Consider the following 18212-nt stretch of genomic DNA (forward strand, 5'->3'; position numbering starts at 1 on the left):
TATGAATTTGACTGAATTCCTGTGCGAGACGCAGGCCACCGTCCGCTCACAAATGCGTGACGGCGCGTTATACGAAGAATTGGTATTCGCGGGTATCGTAATGGACCACATGTCGGAAATAGGCATGACGTTCGAACCTGTCGAATGCCATTTTGAAGGCAAAGTGGGCAATGCGAATTTAAGGCTCAGCGGCTATTCCGTGTCGGAAGATAGCGACCAACTCGACCTGTTCGTCAGCCTATACGCCAACGTCGATATCCCCACGCCGATCCCGGATTCCGAGACGAAGACCGCTGTCGAGCAGTGTCTGCGTTTTCTGACACTATGCGCCGAAGGCAAGTTGGCTCCGAAACTTGATCCTTCAAGCGACGTGCGTTCGCTGGCGGAGACACTGCACGGCATCTACAACGACTTGGAGCAAATCCGCGTATACGTCATCACCGACAAGGTCGCCAAATCCAAAAGCTTCAAGACGCGCGACATAGGCGGCAAGGCCGTGCGTCTCGAAGTCATGGACATCGAACGGCTTCATCGCCATTGGTCCGAGGGAAAACCTCGCGACGAGCTGGTCGTGGATTTCAACGAGGTCTCCGGCGGGCCTCTTCCCTGCGTCTTCGTGCCTGGTGAAAACGATGACTACGACTACGCGCTTACAGCCGTCCCCGGAGAGGCTCTCCGACTGCTCTATGAGAAGTTCGGCGCTCGGTTACTTGAAGCCAACGTCCGCTCATTCCTTAGCGTCAAAGGAAAAGGAGTCAATGCCGGCATTCAAACCACTTTGCGTTCAGCGCCTGAGCGGTTCATGGCATATAACAATGGCATCGTAATCGTGGCCGATGAAATGCGCTTGGGCAAAAATGGCGACGGCGCGACGGGAATAGCGTGGCTTAAAGGACTTCAGATCGTCAACGGTGGCCAAACGACTGCCTCGCTCTATTTCACCAAGAAAAAATATCCCGACACCGATTTGAGCCATGTCAGAGTTCCGGCCAAGATTATAGTGATGAAGACCCAGGACTCAACCAAAGAGGAGGCGCTGGTCTCAGATATATCGCGCTTCGCCAACAGTCAGAATGCAGTCAAGCAGTCGGATCTCTCGGCGAACAAGCCCTTCCACGTCGAAATCGAAAAGCTCTCTCGTTCGGTATACTGCCCGGACGGTGTCGGCCAGTGGTTCTACGAGCGCGCGGCTGGTAGCTATAACACCCTGCTAACCCGCGAAGGCACAACACCAGCAAAACTAAAAGCGCTAAAGGATGCGATTCCGACGGCGCGGCGCATCACCAAAACCGATTTGGCAAAATACATCACTGCGTGGGACCGCAAACCGGATGTCGTTAGTCTAGGGTCTCAAAAGAACTTCGACCGCTTCATGGCTGCCCTCACTTCCTCCGATGGCCAAGAGGTGCCTGTGCCAACAGTTCCAGAGTTCAAGGCCATGATCGCAAAAGCCAAAATTTACCGAGACTCCCAAAAACTTTTGCGCCCAATGTTTCAAGCATTTCAGGCCAACGTTACTGCGTATACGGTCTCACTGCTATCGGAAAAACTTGGGTCCCGCATTGATCTCGACCGTATTTGGGCAAAGCAAGCAGTTTCCTCTGAGCTTCTTTCGCAGATTGCAGTTTGGGCCAAGGAAGTCAACGATGTGCTACATTCCTCCGCCGGTGGTCGCATGGTTTCTGAATGGGCCAAGCGGCCAGAATGCAAAGAAGCAGTGATGAGCGCCAGCTACTCGATAGCCGCTTCCAACATACCAGAGGTCAAGGTGGGGTAGGATATCCATGACGGAGGCAATCGACATTGGGGGATCGGCGCATGGCTGACATCGTGCCACCATCGGTCAGAAGTCGAATGATGTCCGGCATCAAGGGTAAGAACTCTCAGCCCGAGATGCTGGTCAGGCGTATGTTATTTGCCGCTGGATTCAGATTTCGGCTGCACCGACGCGACTTGCCAGGCACGCCCGACATTGTCATGCCAAGCCGAAAGATCGCCATATTTGTGCATGGCTGCTTTTGGCACGCTCACAAGGAATGCAAGTATTTTAAAATTCCGGCTACGCGGCCTGACTTCTGGGTTGAGAAACTGCAAGCCAATGTCGATCGAGACCAACGAGCCTTTGATGCGCTAACAGCCATGGGTTGGCGGGTTTTGTGTGTTTGGGAATGTGCCACTCGCGATCGAGAGACAGTCAAAACATTGTCCGACAGAATCACAGCGTGGATCAACCAAGACACCCCGTGCGGGGAAATTGGTCGAGGGTGAGTAAGCCACCGAATCGTTTTTCTTATGTCAATGGCTTACTCTTCACGGGAAGCTAAGAATTTATAGATAACCTTTGCTATTTTTCGCGCCAATAAAGGAGGGACCGCATTTCCGATCTGTCCATACTGCTCTGTCCTGTTTCCTTCAAAGAAGTAATTATCCGGGAATGTTTGCAATCTTGCCGCCTCACGAACCGTGAGGCTTCGGCATTGGGCAGGATCAGGATGTATGTAGTAATGGCCATCCTTTTTGATGTGGGCCACAACTGTAGATGAAGGCGCACCGCCAAGCTGGACCCTAAATCGATCTGCAAAAGGAATGCTCTCCTTTTCGGCATTCATATGGTCAGGCATAAGTTTGGGTGGGAAGTCATACAGTGTAGGCGCATAACCTCTTTCTTTTGCGAAACAAGCCGCAAATAGATAGCGATGCAAATCCGAGCGCATATGGCTACGCGTTTCGTGTTGTAGCACTCCACCTAGCCGGCTATCGAGATACCAAGAGCGCAATTCTTTGGGCATTTCTACACCAGGAGTCACTACCATAGGGATGAACGTTCCTCCCGAGGATGGTAATTTCTCTGCGGCCTCGACTGCGTTCTTCATCCGCGTTTCAATCTGGGTTCGTAAAGGCAAGCGCCACAAATTCAAACTCAATGGAGCTACTTTCATGACCCCGAGCCACGTCTTGTGCGAATCCGGTTCTTTGGAGATTCGACTACGCAGTGGCGGCAGACCCGACAATGCGGCATTTACGCTCGGCCTTGGAAAGGTTTTTCGCAGCAGGAATCGTCGTGGATTCCTCATAAGTTCTGGTGTAGCCTCAACAACATCGGACCTGATGCCAAACAGAATCACACGGTGGCGGCTTTGTGGGATGCCATAATCGTCCGATTCAATTACGTAATCCCGCGGCTTCAGTTCATTGCCATCCACAACCAAAGAGCGAATCTGATAGCTGAGACCATTTTTGGGCGCGGACAAGTCGGCCAAAATGCGTTCAAAAATCTTGGACTCGCCATGCTTGGAACTAAGCATCCCCTTGACGTTTTCCATGACAAAGACCGATGGCTCAAATTCCTGAATGATCCGAAGATACTCTGTATATAGAAAATGCCTCTTATCGCTCTCAAACGCTTCCGGGTCCTTCCCCCTAAGGCGCGAGCGTCCAGCCATCGAGTAAGCTTGGCATGGCGGCCCGCCGATCAACACCCAATTTCTCTTGCCGCCTATACCTTCTTTTATCCAAGCATCAATAGTTTCATGGGGTGTCGCGCCTAACTCTGCACAGCGAGCCTCTTTCGAGGCCTCTTCCGCAGCGTCTTTAATCTCCGGGTGGCTCAAAAATTCTTCGCGAGTCATGCCCCCACGGACATACTCGTAATAGCTAGCAGGCGCATTGCCTTTGGGAAATTTCCGGAACAAAGCCCTCAGCATCAAAGTTCGATGGGCAACCGGGTCTTTTTCGATGGAAACCTTAACGCCGAATCTTGGAAACCCATTTTCGTCCACAATGGAAGAAAAACCCTCACAAAGGCCACCCGGACCGGCAAACAAGTCGATAACGGGAATTTTGCTACGCTGTGCCATCAATTTTTTCTTCATATCATTATTCCAGGGATCACTCAGACCCCCGATAGAACGGCGAATACCACAACCGCTACGCCACCACTCAAAACTTTTCAAAACCCATCATTTTATCTCATATCAATCACAACGTCGCGAACGATGTGAAGGCCAAAACATCGATGATGTCTCCAGAAACATAACCAATATGCAAAAGTAAAAAAGGTAGCCTTTGTTCACCTTAAGTTATTAGATGTATCATTTTTTGTCGTATTCGGCGCCCTATTTCTTATGGCTCTCTATGGTAGTCATCTGCCTCTCCAAACCAAGCATGTATTCCGCCATCAAGTCAGCGTCCTTCACCGCTGACTTGATGGCCATCGGGTCAGCGCTCACAGCCTTGATCCAGTGCTGGAAGCAGGCCGCGAGGTTATCAATTTGACGTTGGGACATTGGCACACCTATCTCGGCACTGCGTCGCCGCGGGCCGGGCCAACTACGTGTGACTGTCGGGGGACATTGAATGAAACCGCAGAAAAAATTCATACTCACAAGAATTCTTAGCGCATAGATATTTTCATGAGAGCAACATTAGTAGGTTAAAATCATTCTTTTCGCTTGGCGAATCGTGTCCCGATTTTTAAGAGCGCCTATTGTGATTCGTGCAACCCTGAAGGAAGACATGGCTCCGTCCAACATGCAGCTCAAGCAACAACGACTCGACGCGTTGTTCGAAGAATGCCAACAGCACGTCTTCTCCCAGATTATCGGCCCATTCGGGCTATCGCCGGCCATGTTCGCCGACAAGGCCGGCGGCAATGTCACCACGGTCCAGAATTTCGAGAAAGGCATCGTCGCCACAGAAAGCGACAAGGCCTTGCACGACTCACTCACAGAGGCGTATGACCGGAGCAAGTATGAGCTGTCCCAAAAAGAATGGGCCGTAAAGCGTGATGAGCGGATCGCGCGTGGCGTGGATGAATACACCAATGAAGCGCTTTCGGCCAAACCAGAACTCGACCATTTCATCCCGATAAAAGAGGTAGCAACGAACGCCAAAATGCATCTGGCCCTCGGGGAAGTCAAAGACGGCAAGGTCTCGGTCGAGAAGATCAAGGCGCTGGTTAATGACGACGTGAATTTGGCGGTCACGGACATATCCATCAATCGTTCCAAGAAGGACCACGACGCGAAAGAATGGAGCGAGAAGGTGTCGACAGCGGACGCGGAAAAAAGCAACGCCGAGCGCTTCGCGATCGACCCCGACGCAGTGGCTAAGAAGCACGCCGAATCCAAAGAGAAATTCGACGGTGAGACAAACTCCGCCATGTTCAAAAAACAGGGTGGCGAGCTTCTCAAAACTGGGGGCAAGCAAGCTCTGGCCATGGGCCTGAGGCAATCTCTAGGCATCCTGCTAACGGAGCTAGTCAACGGGCTGTTCAACGAATTCAAAATCATGATTAAGGAAGGCTTCGCGCTCGCGGAGAATATGTTAGCGGACATCGGAGAGCGGCTTGGACGAGTCGCTCGCTCAGTAACGAAGAAGCTGCCAGACGCATTCAGTGCGCTCTTCGAAGGCGGCGCCAGCGGCTTCATGAGCAATCTGTTGACCTTTGTGATCAACTCCTTCGTAAGCACGGGCGAAAAGCTGGTTCGGGTGATACGCGACGGCCTGCTGGGTCTTTTCAAGGCCTTCAAGCTGATCGCTTTTCCTCCCAGGCACATAAGCCATAGCGATGCTGCCCAACAAGGTTTGAAGATCTTGACGACTGTCGTCATCACGTCCTTGGGCGTCATGATCGAACAAAGTGCAATCACTTTCATGGCCACGATACCATTCCTTAAGCCCTTGGCCGACATTGTCGCGCCGGTGCTGGTCGGGATCATGGTGGGCCTGCTTTCAGCCGTGGTGGCATATCAGATCGACCGGCTGTTCGACGCGTGCACCAATGCTGGCGACGAGCGCCGCCTCGATGAGTTAATTGAGGACTCGCAGCGCGTGGAAGCGTTTGCCACCGCAATGGAGGAACAGATCGGCTTCTCGCTAGCGAACCTCAACAACTACGCGACATCCATCGAGCTTTACAAGGATATCGGAGCGTCCTTCGGATCCGCAAGCAACGACGCTAATCTCATGCGGCTGAGCTTGGAAGCGAGCAATGCGGAGATGGCGCTCCAAATCGAAAGCACGACGGCGACGGTGGCTTACATCGAATCCTCGCAGCTCGAAATCGAACGCTTCTTGAAACATATGTGATTCGATCTACCTAGTCACCAAATCACTGAAACGCCTCAGAAAAAATCTCCAATGCAAACATCATCCGCTCCATCCACGCCACCGTCCGACAGTGCCTATGAATCTACTACTCCTAGGACTGACCTCGCTCTGAGCGAAATGCAAATCGTCGAAGCGTTTTCGAATGTCACGGTGCCAGAGGATATTTTAAGGAACAGCAACGTTCCGCAAATGGTCGAGGACATGAGGTCCACGAAAAAGCGTTTGGAAACCTCGGAGGAGAGGTTGAGCCAACTCCGCAGAGAGAAAAACGACGGCAATTTCATCTCGAACATATGGAATGACCGAAGCGATCAGATCGACGACGCCAAGGACAACGTGAACAATGAGTTCCGAAAGCTCGGCGTGCTCTCCTCAAATCTCCTGATACTTAATACGGCCATGGCCAAGATCATGAATGGTCAGCAAAAGGCATTGCAAGGTCAACAGATTGCGCTAGACCACCAAGCCAGCGACATCAAGAAGCAGAACAGCAACATCAAAGAACACCAAGAGCTTCATGCGAACACGCTACGCGAATTTAGCAAAGTGGTCGACTCATTGAAAGAAACCAAAAGTCTGACGCAGGCTCAAGCGATCGACCTTATTAAATGCGCGCAAAAGCTGGCTGAATCCGAGAAGGCTATGATTAAATCCCATGAGCTCCTCATAGACAAAGTCGAGGAGCGGCTGCGACTTATGTCTGGCGACTGGACAGAAATTATAGCCAACCGGCTTGCTCAATTCGACCAAGTCCATATGGCTATCGAAATGCGCGTAGCGGAGCGTTTGGCCATGAGCGAAACCACCGCACGAGATAAGTTTGTAGAAGCGGAGGCTTTGCAGCATAAACTCGATGTGAAACTCGAAATGATGGCCGAGCGCGAAGCCGGACTTTCACGAGCTCTCGAAACGCAGCGTAAAGGCATCCGCACGCATCAGATTATCCTCGCACTGGAAGGCGTGGCAATTGTCGCGTTTTTTATTTGGATGGCTATTGGCCAGCGCATTCTTCCGTCATAACCGGGGCTAAGGGGTCTCAATAAGGTTAACAACACAAATACATCGGCTCTGTTCAGGTTAAGAGTGGATAGTGAAAGTGCAGAAGGCATGATAGATTTGGGGAGTTAATAAGGATGATCATGACAAAAATGGCTTGGCGCCATACGTCGGAACGATAAGCCGGCTGATAATGCCCGCCGTCGTGATCGCCGGCGTCAACGCCTACACGCTTCGGCCAGGATCGCCATGCGGGCGAACCCATGCCAAGCGAGGCGAGCGCACCGCTGTGGTAGTGGCGCTGCGGCGACTGCTCGTAGAGGTAGCCGATCCCAGGCCTTTTGCCGCATAAGCATCCAAACACTAGACGCAGGGATGGCATGGACAAGGACGGCTCAGCGGAGTTCTTCGAAAACAACATCGCTGGAAGTTGGTTCGGCCTCGCGGCGTCAATTTTCGTGAGGCACCCACAAGTCAAATGACAAATGCCGTGATAGACGCCGCGCCCCTTAGACGCTGTGGTTGACGATGTAACTGGCCCGTTCGTAGAGCTCGTCGAATGTGATGATCTCGGGCCATACCGTGTTGCGGCGATAGAGCTCAAACGACCGGTATTGGTCTGCATTGACCCCGTGCTCGCCCATGAATTCGCTCAGGCTACCTATCACCAAAAACGAGCGTGGCTGGAAGCTGAAAGCCTCTTCGCCCGTCGGCGCGCCATGCTCATCCTTGCCGACAAATTTGTTTCCAATCTGCTCGACGGCCCCTTGGACTGTTCCCTGCACTTGAGCGACCGCCCCGACAAGCTCTGCCGAGGGTGCCCAGCATCCAACGCGATACGGTTTGTTGGACAACAGTTTGGTGGTGTGGATTTTTATCTCTACAAAGCAGAGGCTTGATATCAACCCGCGCGTCTTCATCAACGCATCCACTCTCTTTCCATGCGAGGCGACCGAGTGGCCTTGGACGACGCTTTCAAGCTTCTTGTCGTCGAGCGACGATAGGAACAAGTAGCCAAGGCCATATCCGAAGAACCACGTGTTCTTCTCAAAGAACCTTTGCCAAAGAGCCTCTCCATTGCATCCCTTGAACTCCTCGGCATGCACGAAATATTCAGGCTCATTGAGCAGACGCGCATACGCCGCTAGCTGCTCTTTGCGGTAGGCGATGGCGACAATATCTTCCTTGGTTATTTTGGTGCGGAGAACTTCGGCGAGTATATCTGGATTGTCTGTAAGCAGTTTGGTCGCTTGGCGCTCGGAAAGAATGAATCGACGAAGCTCGTCATCGGTGATGTTGACCCCGTGGTCATGATGGAAAATGTATTCTTGGATGTGCTTAGCGAACTCCAAGAATTTGGTGATCTCGTCGCCGATCAGGGCGAAGTTTGACTTGTGCGGAGAGCCAGTCGCTTCGGTGTAGGATTGGAGATTGAGCACGCTAACGGTGCGAGAGTCCTCGAAGAACGTCGCTTTGACTATCCGCTTCCCGCCCTCCTTCTGCCGAAGGAGTATCTCTTTTTTTACCGTAGCAAAGATCAACTCGTTGCTAGAGGCGTCGAAAGCCTTCGATGCGATGCGAACCTTGCGCTCCTTGTCGCTAAAGCCTTGCAGGGCTCGACTCATGTAAGTTTTGTCGGAGCGCTTGTTGATGTCGTAGTCTGAGTCGTCCATCGTTTCTCTCCGCGCGTCGATTCGCCACCACTAGATAGGATGGCGGCGATGACGCCACTGTGGGTGGCGGCCGGGCTAGGACCTATTATTCGTCGGCGGTCATTGGCTAGCGCTTTTCAAGCATGGCCAACATGTAGGCCGAAACCGTTCCGACGACTTCTATGCTGGCCTTTGCCTCGTGTTTGGACAGGCTTGCTGGATCTGGCCGGCCATGGCCCGTTCCCTGTTTGTTCCGCAAGCGGTTCACCGCGCAAGCCGATTGGAACATGGCGCGCTCAAGTCCGCGAACAGACTCTTCGCCAGGCTGGGCGGGCAATTCGGGGACGGCCATCCCCAATGCCATGAATGCCATGCCCAACAGCATTTGGAAGTTTGCGCCGGTGGCGGGATAGTTTCCATTGATCGTTTGCAGAACGTGCGCGGCGGTCGCCTCCATCAAATCCTTGCCGGTCCCCGCGACTAAAGCCGCGTCCTCCGCGCCTCGCTGCGCGCGCGCAGCATACGCCTTCAATGCCGCCGTCATCTCTGCGCCTTTAAGCGCGCTGAGAACCTTGGGGGCGACGGTGCCATCCGAAGACAGCACGAAGCCCTCAACCTCGAAGGCGGCGGCGAGATTCGCGATGGCCTCTTTGCCGACATAATTTGGCGATGCCTCTCGGAAACCGCCGCACGAGCGCACTTTTGAGATTAACGCTTCAATCAGCTTGGCGCCGGCGGCCTCGTCCTCGGCCAGCGCGTGCGTCAAAATTGTGCGGACCCTCTTGGCCTTGCCCACGGGTCCTTGGCGCGCCGGATCTGCGTGCAACAGTCTGGCGCTGCCGACGTAGAACTCGATGTCGGAGTGGGTGGGTTCGCGATAGACGCCTCCGCTCTTGGAGTCGTCGATCAGCTTCGATACAGACCCAATGATGGCGTCGTTGATTGGCAATGACATGTATTTACTTGGATGTTGCCAAGCCCACTGTTGTTGATCAATATATATTTATAAATAATAGTAGTTTATAGTCGTGTATTCATGCAACTACTGTTGAAGAGCGTCATGTAGTTGCCGAAATCCAAGTGAGCTAGAGTTTCAGGGGGATGCGCCATGCGCCATCGGCCGCCCTTGGTAACTTTTTTGGCCGACAACCCGTCGACAATTTGAGAAGGAACCGCAGATGAAATTGATTCGCGCGCGCGTGCAAAATTATCGATCCGTTGAAGACAGTGAAGAGTTTGAAATCGGGGACTTGACCTGTTTGGTAGGCAAGAACGAAGCGGGAAAGACGACGCTTCTCAACGCGTTGCGAGGTATCAAGCCCGCCCAGCCGTTTATCTATGACAAGGTGACGGATTATCCGCGTCGATTCTCAGCGCGATTCGATGAGCGCCATCCTGATGGAAAATCGGAGGTGGTGGAAACGTTGTGGCTTCTCGATCGCACCGATTTGGATGTTGTTGAGCAGCGTTTCGGCCCGAAAGCGCTGAGTGGGAACACTTTCACAGTCAAATTTGGATTTGGATACGAGCGACGAACTTGGACCTTGGAAGTCAACGCCGCCAAGTGCCTGTCGCATCTCATCAAACATCATGCCCTTGATGACACGGAGCGGGCGGTGCTTCTCGATGCGAAAGATGCGCGCCAAGCGGAAGAGGTCTTATCCAATTTGCCTGACCGAACTGCCGCGCAAGAAGAACTGTTTCAAGACATCAGAAGCTGTCGCGATCTGAACTTCACTTTGGCTGTCTACGATTTGCTTGGACCGAGGATGCCGAAATTTTTCTTCACGTCGCATTTCGAACGGATGTCTGGCGAGATATCAATAGAGCAGTTGCAGCTTGATCGCCAGGCAGGAGAGCTGAAGCCTGGCGATCAGATTTTCTTAGACTTTCTCGCCTATGCGGGGACGACGCCCGAAGAGCTCGCGGCGGCGGACAAGCGGGAAGCGTTAAAGGCCCAATGTGAGGCCGCAGGCAACGATATCACCGAAGAAATATTTCAGTTTTGGAGTCAGAACAACGCGCTGGAGGTGGTGATTGATTTTGATGCCGGCAGACCCGGTGATAAACCTCCATTCAACGCAGGCACTGTGGCGCAGGTGCGGATCAAAAACACCCATCACAAAGCGACGCTGCCGTTATCCGAGCGCAGCTCTGGCTTCGTTTGGTTCTTCTCCTTTTTGGCGCAATTCAAGCAACTCAAAAAGACCAACCCCAACGCCATCATATTGCTTGATGAACCTGGTCTGACGCTTCATGGCAAAGCCCAAGGGGATCTGCTGCGCTACATCGTCGAACGGCTTCTTCCCGAACACCAGGTCATTTTTACCACCCATTCGCCGTTCATGGTTCCAATAGGCCGGTTGGCCGATGTTCGGATTGTCGAGGACGTTGTCGAGGGCGACGGCCCGAGGCCTTTGGTGAAGGGAACCAAAGTGCGGTCGGATGTGCTCGAGGTCACAGGCGACACGCTTTTCCCACTCCAAGGCGCCTTGGGATACGAGGTGAGCCAGACGTTGTTCATCGCCCCAAACACTTGGCTTGTCGAAGGACCTTCGGACATCATCTATTTGCAGGTTCTTTCCCAAGCGTTGAAGAAGCGCAACCGCGAAGGCATAAGCGAGAAGTGGGTGGTGTGCCCAACCGGCGGGATCGACAAAATCGCGCCATTCATTCGCCTCTTCGGTGGAAACAAAATAAACGTCGCCGTGCTGTCCGACATTGGCAAGGGCGAAGTGGGCAAGATCGACAAGCTCAAAAAGTCGGACATCATGAAGGCCGGGCAGTTCTTCACCATCGCGGATTTCCTCGACCAAGCAGAGGCTGACATCGAAGATATTTTCGCCACGGAGCTTTTTGTCGACTTGCTGAATCAAGCATACAAGCCTCCACACACGCATACCGTGACATTTGAGTCGCTTGCCGCCGCAGACGAAACGACGCCGCGCTCAGTCAAAAAAGCGGAAGCGCTGTTCAAACTCATGCCGGAAGGCGTTCCTGAGTTCGACCATTTCAGTCCCGCGCGTTGGTTGCTCCAAAATCCCAACGTGTTGGATGGCGACTCAGCGCAGGTTTTGACTACGCTAGCGCGCGCCGAAAAGATCTTTTCGACATACAACCAGATGCTTAATTAGAGTGCCAGAGCCAGTCGATAGAGTCGCGAGGTGGAGCAAAGCGGCGCCTTGCATATATTGACAAGCGTGATTGACGGCGCATCGCTGCGCCTAAACTGGCTAGTGGTTTGATACTGTGGCGAGAATGCTATCGTTGTAATGTTTCGAATCTAGCAGAACCGTTGAACCTAAAGGCAAAAATGCAGCTTTGGACATGCGGGTGCTGGGCTCAAGAGGACGTGCCACAAAGTGTATTACTTTTAGCCTCGGCAAAAGGCTTTAAAAATTGCATGAGTGATCACAGATACAGAGGCAACATCTGATAGCACGCTCGTCACAGCCAGCTTAACAGTCGTTAGCATTTCAGTTCTTATCAAATGAGGGGCCTGAAAGCAAGGCACAGCCGCTAACAATTGCGATCATATTCCACGATCCATTCCTTGTGCACCTCCATGGAGATCATTTGTTTTTCCAACCCGAGCATGTATTCCGCCATTAGCTCGGCATCCTTGGCTGCTGAGAAGATAGTCATCGGGTCAGTGCTCACAGCCTTGATCCAGTGCTGAAGGTAGGCCGCGTGGTTGTCGATGTGGCTTTGAGACATTGGCACGCCTGTCTCGGCCGCCAGGATCGCCGAGCAGATCTCCGCCCTCAGCTCTTCCACGGCATATGCCTCGTCGCCCCAACGCTTGGCGATCGCCTCCTGCCGGTCCAGCCGCTTCTTGTGCAACGTGCTGTGCGCCCCCTCGTGAAGGGCCGTCGCATAGTAGTCATAGACGCTATGGAATGACTTTTTGGCCGGCAGACGTATTTCATCCAGGGCCGGCACGTAGCATGCATCGGTGCCACCATGAACGACGAGTAAGCCCGTCTTTTCTTTGAGAGCCTGGATCACCGCCTCCGCCCGGGCAACAGGATCGAACAGCTTTTCAGATGGGGCTTCAAGAGGTGGCACGCCATTCATTTGCTGAGCATTGAAGACGACGTATCGGCGAAGCGCGAAAGCCTTGCGCTCGGTCTCAGCTGTCTGCGCATTCCGCCCGCCTGAAGGTCCGCCTCCCGCGTCACCCCCTCCCCCACCCCTTCTACTTCCACTTCCGGCATTTGTATTGGCATTAGATCGAACGCTGTCGGCAGGCTGCCGATTGCCAGCCGAAGAGCTTTGATGCGCATCCGGGCTCGCAGATTTCCCGACTTCAACCAACTTCACGATCGGGGTCCCTTTCTCACCACGCCTGACCTGCCAGCCATTTGCTTGCGCCTGCTGATAGGTCGCCCACCGAGGATCGGAGCGTCCCTCGGCATTAAGACAGCTCCCCAAAGCAAGCAGCAGCCTATTTATGCCTCGATATCCATTGTTCGTGGCGAGATTCACTGGCCTGAGAGCTTGCGCCGCCCAAGGTCTTTGCCAGGGGGTATTCCCGCTCTTCATCGCTTCAATCAGTGTGAGAGCGATCTCAGATTTCACGTCTGCTTTATTTCCAACATTTTCGCCTGCAGAGCGAGCATGTCCGTTAGATTGCACAGCTGGGTTTTCGACACGCATGTCTCACCTCTTATTTTTGCCACTATGAAGACCTGATCAGATCGTTCCTCCCTACATTACAAAGACCTATTGGGGATCAATATCCTGATGCCCCCCTTCTGGTCCTGGGAAAACGCGCGCGGCGCTAGGCTTGCACCGCAAATTCTTTGATGAACTCGATCCATATGCGCCTGGTCCGTTAGCATTTTTCGGATCACATTTGCCAGTTCCCGCGACAAGCTGGCTCGCTCCACACAGCCACGTTCCTTTAACTTGCTGTGCAAGTAAAAGCAAAGTTCCAGCTTTACAAAAAGCATCCCCGCGTATTTTTCCTTGTCAGCTTGCTGATCTTGAATGCAAATCTTTCGAAATTTAGTATTGAGCTCGTCAATGGGGGCTTCCTCTTCAATAGGGGCTTCAATAGGGGCTTCAATGGGTGCGCCAATACCTGCTCGGTCACTTGAAGACGCCAAATCCTGGTCGTTGCCCAAGTCCCCAACAAGGTCGACATCCAGATCAGCTAGGACCTCGTCTTCGTTAGCAATGGCTTGAGTGGCTAACGAGGCACCTCGTGGGCTTTCGCGCACCTCCGCAAGGCACAGCCTATTGATGATGAAACCCGAGCAATTGAAACCGTTTTCTCGTCTTGATTTCATTTTTTTCATCAAACCTCCCATACAGCATGTTTTCGACATCCAACACCTGGCTTCTTGCTCCGGCCCTGCCCTCCCACCGCCTTCGCCGCTGATGCTGGCCACGTCCCCGCACCATTCCTTGCGGCCCTTGCCGGCAGCATTAGATATGCTTCTTCCGTTCAGCTATGCACGGGACTGCTTTGGCGCGTGGTTATTCGCCGATTGCTTGCCAGGAAATTGGCAAGACTGCGACGAGCGGTCGCCAGTCTTTTTGGATGCCCTCTTTTTTTTAAGATCAAGAGCTTCATTCAGCATAGCTGATAGCTCCTCCACGCTCGGCAAGCCGTGCAAATCGCTGGGCAGCTCACTGCGCACCGGCTCAATTTTGGTCAATGGCGCAAGTTCCGGGCGAAAATCTGTCCTCGATGCTGGCGAGTCAACGCTGGCTCCAAGTGGAACACGGGAAAAAGCGAACGAGCCAGACGAATCGGGATAAAAAGTGTTTGGCTCAGTGTGCCCGGCTGGAATTAGAGCCGTGCTTGCTGCTGGCACTGCTGATGCAGGAGCTGCCACTGAGGTTGTGCTAGAGATTGGAGCTGCCTTTGCGGCTGGCGATATTGTTGCAACTGGGGTTGCTGCTGGGGTTGCTGCAGGAATTGGCGCTGCGGCTAGGGTTGATGCTGTGATCGAGGCTTCGGGTGACACAGAAGGGCTACCAATAAACCCTACCCCTCTGCTAATTTCTTTTGTCCAAGCGGCTGGCACGTGAGCCTCCCTGGCCTTTTTCATTTTGTAATGTGGCCAGAACAGCTCGTATGCCTGGCCGCCGGTAAAGAGCGCCAAGCGCACCCCTTTACCATCTGCGGTCGGGCCAAGACGCGAGCCCAGCTCCGATGGCTTGTAAATGGCGATCTCGTCGCGCGCGAACGAAAGTGTCGTCGAGCTGCCTGAGCCAGTCCCTCCGCTGCCACCGTAGGAAATATTTGAGCGCTCGACCTCTCGGGAGCCCAAGGCCTTGCACATTTGCTCCGCGGTGTCTCCTTGCATGAGCTGCCCGACCAGGACGGTGCCGGCCATCGACACCATCGCCTTCACCATGAGCGCGCCATGGATCTCCTCCAGCTGCGCCAAGTCTTGGCAGGCCAGGATGCAGCGCACGCCTCGCGAGCGGCCGACCTCCAAAAGCGGCCGGATCGGAACCTTGCCCATCTGCGCCGACTCGTCCGCGATGATCCACAGCTTGCGGCTCTCGTCGTCATCCATCTCCACGCTGTTCACAATCGCAGAGACGGTGCCAATGATTCCCTCCAAATAGCCCTTGGTGAGCTCCGGATAGGCGCCATGCCCTTGAAGAATGATTTGCCGGCGCACGCCCCGGGAATGTTTCCCGCTACTTCTACGGCCACCTTCCCGCTCAACTTCACCGGCTCCTTTCGAGCTACCTTTCCGACGGGCTTCCCCTTCAACTGCCTCCCCGCCCTTCCTTTTACCTTTCCGGCCCGCACCTCCCTCAACGGGCTCACCATCATCTATGGCGCCGCGACCTTCAATGGCCTCGCCAACATCATTGGCTGGTATCCCGCCATGCGCCCATTCCACAAAGCTGACACGGCGATCCTCCGGTGTTTCGCCCCAAGCATCGGCCAGGTCAAAGATCGGCGCACAAAATGAAGACAAATTGATCAAAATGCCCTGCGTGGTGACGGATGCCCTCTCCACCGACCGCATTGCCTCTGGATGGCACGCCTCCATGATTTGCAGAATATTGGCCTGCGGGATGGACATCATCTCTGCCAGCTCGCGCCATCCCCACCCATTCCCTCGCGTCGTCTTCAAATAGATCATGAAGCCGACAACGATCTGCCGCGCCGCGTTGGACCACATCGGATCTTGGGCCTCCCTGATCATGGCTGCGGCAAAGCGCCGCATGTCCCCGATGTTCCGCATGTCCTTCGCGATGTCCCACGCCAGGGACCGGGCATCCCACGGCGCCATGATCTCGGGTTCGCCAAAGCCCTTTGTGAACTCTCCCTTCGGATCGAAAAGGAGCAGGCTCTCGCCCGCCTCGATCACCGCTTGGATCATCGGCTTGAGCGCCGTCGATTTGCCAGAGCCCACGCCTCCCACCACCAGGACGTGCCTAGTCCACATGTCAGCTGGATAAGGCACGTCCGGGGCAATCGGATGATCAGGCCGGCGCTTGACCCGGTCAGCGAGCATCAGATTCAGCGCCTCGACCGCTTGGGCGCCAACATGGCGCGCCGATCCTCTCAGCACAAGCAGGCCATTGCGCGGAGCGAGGTAGATTTTCGCCAGGAACACCGCGGGCAGGCACGCGACCCACAGCGCAAACATCAAGCGAGAAATCAAAGCAATTCTATCCCCCGCAGACAGCGATTCCAGAAATTGGGCATAGCTGCGGGCAGCATCTGAAAATGCCCAGCTCCAAACGCCATGCAAGGCCGAGCGAATGAGGTAGCTGAAATGGAGCGAGATGGAGCCCGGAGGGTCATTCAGCCAGGGCAGCGCCCGCCAGGACAACATCAGCGCCAAAATCCCGAGAAAAACTCCAAGCGTGGCGCTGGCGCCGATCCATCCCACCACATTCACCCGCCCCACTGATGGCGCGGCCGGGGCAGAAATGCCCCAGTCATATTCAGTCCGACCATTGTCGCTGTTCATCGCCTCTCCCAATTCCAATCAGGGCACTGCGGAGGGAAATCAGCTTCGGACATTGGCGCCGGCCGTCTTGACGAGCGGCCAGCGCCGCCGCTGATCAGACAAACAAATCCGGCTAGGCAGAAGACTCTTTCAAGTTGCAGTCGAAGGCAGGAAGACAATCACTCGGAGGAAGCAATGACAGCAATGACTCAATATGGAACGGTAGAAGAAACGATGCTCGCTTATACCAACATCAGCGCCCGCGAAAGGCAAATCTTGCAAGGAGTGGCCAGAAGATACATAAAGGGAACCCATTTCACCGAGCCCCTGGATCTGATGCATGAGGCTCTATACCTGACCGTGGAGCAGCGCCGCCGCTGGCCCAAAAGCGTTAATTTTGAAATCTACCTGGTCATGACCATGCGCAGCATTGCCGGCGCCGATCGCAACAAGCAGTTGACGCAGGCGGCATCGGGCATTCCAGTCGAGGACATTCTTGAGTGGTCTTTCCTGGGCGAGAACTTTCACATCTCCGCCGAAGAGACTGTCCTTCGCGCCGAGGAGCGCTTGGCCGATAGCATCTCCACAAAGACGATACTAGGCCAGCTCCGTGCCGGGGCCGACAGAGTCGCGGGGGACGTTCTTGCATGCCTTCTGTCGGACATGCCGGCTCGGGAAATCAGATCCTCGCTCGGCCTCACCGTTGGCGCATATGACGCGGCAAGAAAGCGGGTCTTGCGAAAGTTTAAAAAGTCGGAGAGACTCTGATCCGGCTGTGACGGCGGAAGCACTCTTCCTGCCGCTCATGCCACGCTGAGATCGCGGCGCATGGCGAAACGAAGAGGCTCTCTCCGATGATTCGAAACACTAAGAAAAATGGCGCGGGGAAGCCCGCGCCCCGTTCAAACCCCAGCAAGGCCAAGCCCGCAAGCGCCGGGCTCTCGCCACTCGAGGCGTTCATCATTGCTAGTGGCGAATTCTCCGCCGATGACATTGCGTCAATGACGAGCGACGACACCTTGCCCCAAAAGGAAACATCTGCGGAAGCGCCGTTGGAGCCCTATGGTCAGTGGCTCAGCGCCAGAAAAAACCGTGATGACGAGCCCTTCCCAACTCAAATGCGCTCCTCGATTCAGATCCCATCGACGACAGGCGCTGGCATGACCGCTGAGGAGAAGCACGTTGCGCGCATCGCCTCGGCAATTACACATGCAAAAAAACAAGTGCGCATTAATGGCGACTCGATGCGCGACCTTGGAATCAAGGACGGCGACATGGTCGACGTCGAGCTCAATGCCGAGCCAAAGGATGGCGACATCGTGTGCGCGGATGTAATAGGCATTGGCAGGATTATTAGAACACTAAGAATCATAGACGGCGCTCATATCTTGACCGCAGCGAATCCGGCAGTTGAGGCCATTCCGATCATCGACAGATCGCACATGCGCATCTTGGGCATCGTGATCACTCTTTCCAGCAGCATTCATTGATTTCATGCGTAAATGGCCTGGCGCTTGGG

The 18212-nt window shown here is 54.2% G+C and carries 14 protein-coding genes; 7 read left to right on the forward strand and 7 right to left on the reverse strand.

Features of this window, described 5'->3' with window-relative positions:
* Nucleotide 1: 1 nt before the first annotated feature.
* Both CLU92_RS08950 and CLU92_RS08955 read left to right on the forward strand, forming a co-directional pair.
* Complete coding sequence (locus CLU92_RS08950; protein WP_101481600.1) at nucleotides 2-1777, forward strand: AIPR family protein; 1776 nt, start codon at nucleotides 2-4, stop codon at nucleotides 1775-1777.
* Nucleotides 1778-1818: 41 nt separating this feature from the next.
* Entirely contained in the window at nucleotides 1819-2268 is a 450-nt protein-coding gene (locus tag CLU92_RS08955) for a very short patch repair endonuclease (RefSeq protein ID WP_101481601.1), read from the forward strand.
* A gap of 35 nt (nucleotides 2269-2303) precedes the next feature.
* On the opposite strand, the gene CLU92_RS08960 is transcribed toward CLU92_RS08955, so the two are convergent.
* Both CLU92_RS08960 and CLU92_RS27745 read right to left on the reverse strand, forming a co-directional pair.
* A complete protein-coding gene (locus tag CLU92_RS08960) occupies nucleotides 2304-3872 on the reverse strand; it encodes a DNA cytosine methyltransferase (RefSeq protein WP_242428393.1) in 1569 nt (522 codons plus the stop codon).
* A 243-nt stretch (nucleotides 3873-4115) separates the two neighbouring features.
* Complete coding sequence (locus CLU92_RS27745) at nucleotides 4116-4286, reverse strand: hypothetical protein (protein WP_180338469.1); 171 nt, start codon at nucleotides 4284-4286, stop codon at nucleotides 4116-4118.
* A 229-nt stretch (nucleotides 4287-4515) separates the two neighbouring features.
* Between CLU92_RS27745 and CLU92_RS08965 the strand changes: the two genes are divergently transcribed.
* Both CLU92_RS08965 and CLU92_RS08970 read left to right on the forward strand, forming a co-directional pair.
* Nucleotides 4516-6090 carry a hypothetical protein gene (locus CLU92_RS08965; protein WP_101481602.1) on the forward strand — a complete coding sequence of 525 codons (1575 nt, stop codon included), beginning with the start codon at nucleotides 4516-4518 and terminating at the stop codon, nucleotides 6088-6090.
* 138 nt (nucleotides 6091-6228) lie between these two features.
* Nucleotides 6229-7131 carry a hypothetical protein gene (locus CLU92_RS08970; RefSeq protein ID WP_101481603.1) on the forward strand — a complete coding sequence of 301 codons (903 nt, stop codon included), beginning with the start codon at nucleotides 6229-6231 and terminating at the stop codon, nucleotides 7129-7131.
* Between the two features lie 485 nt (nucleotides 7132-7616).
* On the opposite strand, the gene CLU92_RS08975 is transcribed toward CLU92_RS08970, so the two are convergent.
* Together CLU92_RS08975 and CLU92_RS08980 are read right to left on the reverse strand one after the other, a co-directional pair.
* Nucleotides 7617-8780, reverse strand: a complete 1164-nt coding sequence (locus CLU92_RS08975; protein WP_101481604.1) for a Shedu immune nuclease family protein — start codon at nucleotides 8778-8780, stop codon at nucleotides 7617-7619.
* A 106-nt stretch (nucleotides 8781-8886) separates the two neighbouring features.
* Entirely contained in the window at nucleotides 8887-9714 is an 828-nt protein-coding gene (locus tag CLU92_RS08980) for an abortive infection family protein (RefSeq protein WP_101481605.1), read from the reverse strand.
* Between the two features lie 223 nt (nucleotides 9715-9937).
* Here CLU92_RS08980 and CLU92_RS08985 point away from each other — a divergent pair, with 223 nt between their 5' ends.
* A complete protein-coding gene (locus CLU92_RS08985) occupies nucleotides 9938-11893 on the forward strand; it encodes an AAA family ATPase (RefSeq protein WP_101481606.1) in 1956 nt (651 codons plus the stop codon).
* 385 nt (nucleotides 11894-12278) lie between these two features.
* On the opposite strand, the gene CLU92_RS08990 is transcribed toward CLU92_RS08985, so the two are convergent.
* The 3 genes from CLU92_RS08990 to CLU92_RS09000 form a co-directional block, all read right to left on the reverse strand.
* Nucleotides 12279-13418, reverse strand: a complete 1140-nt coding sequence (locus CLU92_RS08990; RefSeq protein WP_101481607.1) for an ArdC family protein — start codon at nucleotides 13416-13418, stop codon at nucleotides 12279-12281.
* Between the two features lie 56 nt (nucleotides 13419-13474).
* Nucleotides 13475-14062 carry a hypothetical protein gene (locus tag CLU92_RS08995; protein ID WP_143452580.1) on the reverse strand — a complete coding sequence of 196 codons (588 nt, stop codon included), beginning with the start codon at nucleotides 14060-14062 and terminating at the stop codon, nucleotides 13475-13477.
* Between the two features lie 153 nt (nucleotides 14063-14215).
* Nucleotides 14216-16714: a type IV secretion system DNA-binding domain-containing protein gene (locus CLU92_RS09000; protein ID WP_101481609.1), complete on the reverse strand. Its 2499-nt coding sequence runs from the start codon at nucleotides 16712-16714 to the stop codon at nucleotides 14216-14218.
* Between the two features lie 174 nt (nucleotides 16715-16888).
* Here CLU92_RS09000 and CLU92_RS09005 point away from each other — a divergent pair, with 174 nt between their 5' ends.
* Together CLU92_RS09005 and CLU92_RS09010 are read left to right on the forward strand one after the other, a co-directional pair.
* Nucleotides 16889-17461 (forward strand): hypothetical protein, encoded by a 573-nt coding sequence (locus CLU92_RS09005; RefSeq protein WP_143452581.1) that lies wholly within the window; start codon nucleotides 16889-16891, stop codon nucleotides 17459-17461.
* An 86-nt stretch (nucleotides 17462-17547) separates the two neighbouring features.
* Entirely contained in the window at nucleotides 17548-18183 is a 636-nt protein-coding gene (locus tag CLU92_RS09010) for a LexA family transcriptional regulator (RefSeq protein WP_101481611.1), read from the forward strand.
* Nucleotides 18184-18212 lie beyond the last annotated feature (29 nt).

This window comes from Janthinobacterium sp. 61, from assembly GCF_002846335.1.
Classification (GTDB): domain Bacteria; phylum Pseudomonadota; class Gammaproteobacteria; order Burkholderiales; family Burkholderiaceae_D; genus Janthinobacterium.

Bases quoted from the DNA above. Each gene is read 5' to 3' on its own strand.
- CLU92_RS08955 (WP_101481601.1), top strand. From the start codon at position 1,819: ATGGCTGACATCGTGCCACCATCGGTCAGAAGTCGAATGATGTCCGGC.
- CLU92_RS08985 (WP_101481606.1), top strand. From the start codon at position 9,938: ATGAAATTGATTCGCGCGCGCGTGCAAAATTATCGATCCGTTGAAGAC.
- CLU92_RS08950 (WP_101481600.1), top strand. From the start codon at position 2: ATGAATTTGACTGAATTCCTGTGCGAGACGCAGGCCACCGTCCGCTCA.
- CLU92_RS08970 (WP_101481603.1), top strand. From the start codon at position 6,229: ATGCAAATCGTCGAAGCGTTTTCGAATGTCACGGTGCCAGAGGATATT.
- CLU92_RS09010 (WP_101481611.1), top strand. From the start codon at position 17,548: ATGATTCGAAACACTAAGAAAAATGGCGCGGGGAAGCCCGCGCCCCGT.
- CLU92_RS08990 (WP_101481607.1), bottom strand. From the start codon at position 13,418: ATGCGTGTCGAAAACCCAGCTGTGCAATCTAACGGACATGCTCGCTCT.
- CLU92_RS08965 (WP_101481602.1), top strand. From the start codon at position 4,516: ATGGCTCCGTCCAACATGCAGCTCAAGCAACAACGACTCGACGCGTTG.
- CLU92_RS09005 (WP_143452581.1), top strand. From the start codon at position 16,889: ATGACAGCAATGACTCAATATGGAACGGTAGAAGAAACGATGCTCGCT.
- CLU92_RS27745 (WP_180338469.1), bottom strand. From the start codon at position 4,286: ATGTCCCAACGTCAAATTGATAACCTCGCGGCCTGCTTCCAGCACTGG.
- CLU92_RS08980 (WP_101481605.1), bottom strand. From the start codon at position 9,714: ATGTCATTGCCAATCAACGACGCCATCATTGGGTCTGTATCGAAGCTG.
- CLU92_RS09000 (WP_101481609.1), bottom strand. From the start codon at position 16,714: ATGAACAGCGACAATGGTCGGACTGAATATGACTGGGGCATTTCTGCC.
- CLU92_RS08975 (WP_101481604.1), bottom strand. From the start codon at position 8,780: ATGGACGACTCAGACTACGACATCAACAAGCGCTCCGACAAAACTTAC.
- CLU92_RS08995 (WP_143452580.1), bottom strand. From the start codon at position 14,062: ATGAAAAAAATGAAATCAAGACGAGAAAACGGTTTCAATTGCTCGGGT.
- CLU92_RS08960 (WP_242428393.1), bottom strand. From the start codon at position 3,872: ATGAAGAAAAAATTGATGGCACAGCGTAGCAAAATTCCCGTTATCGAC.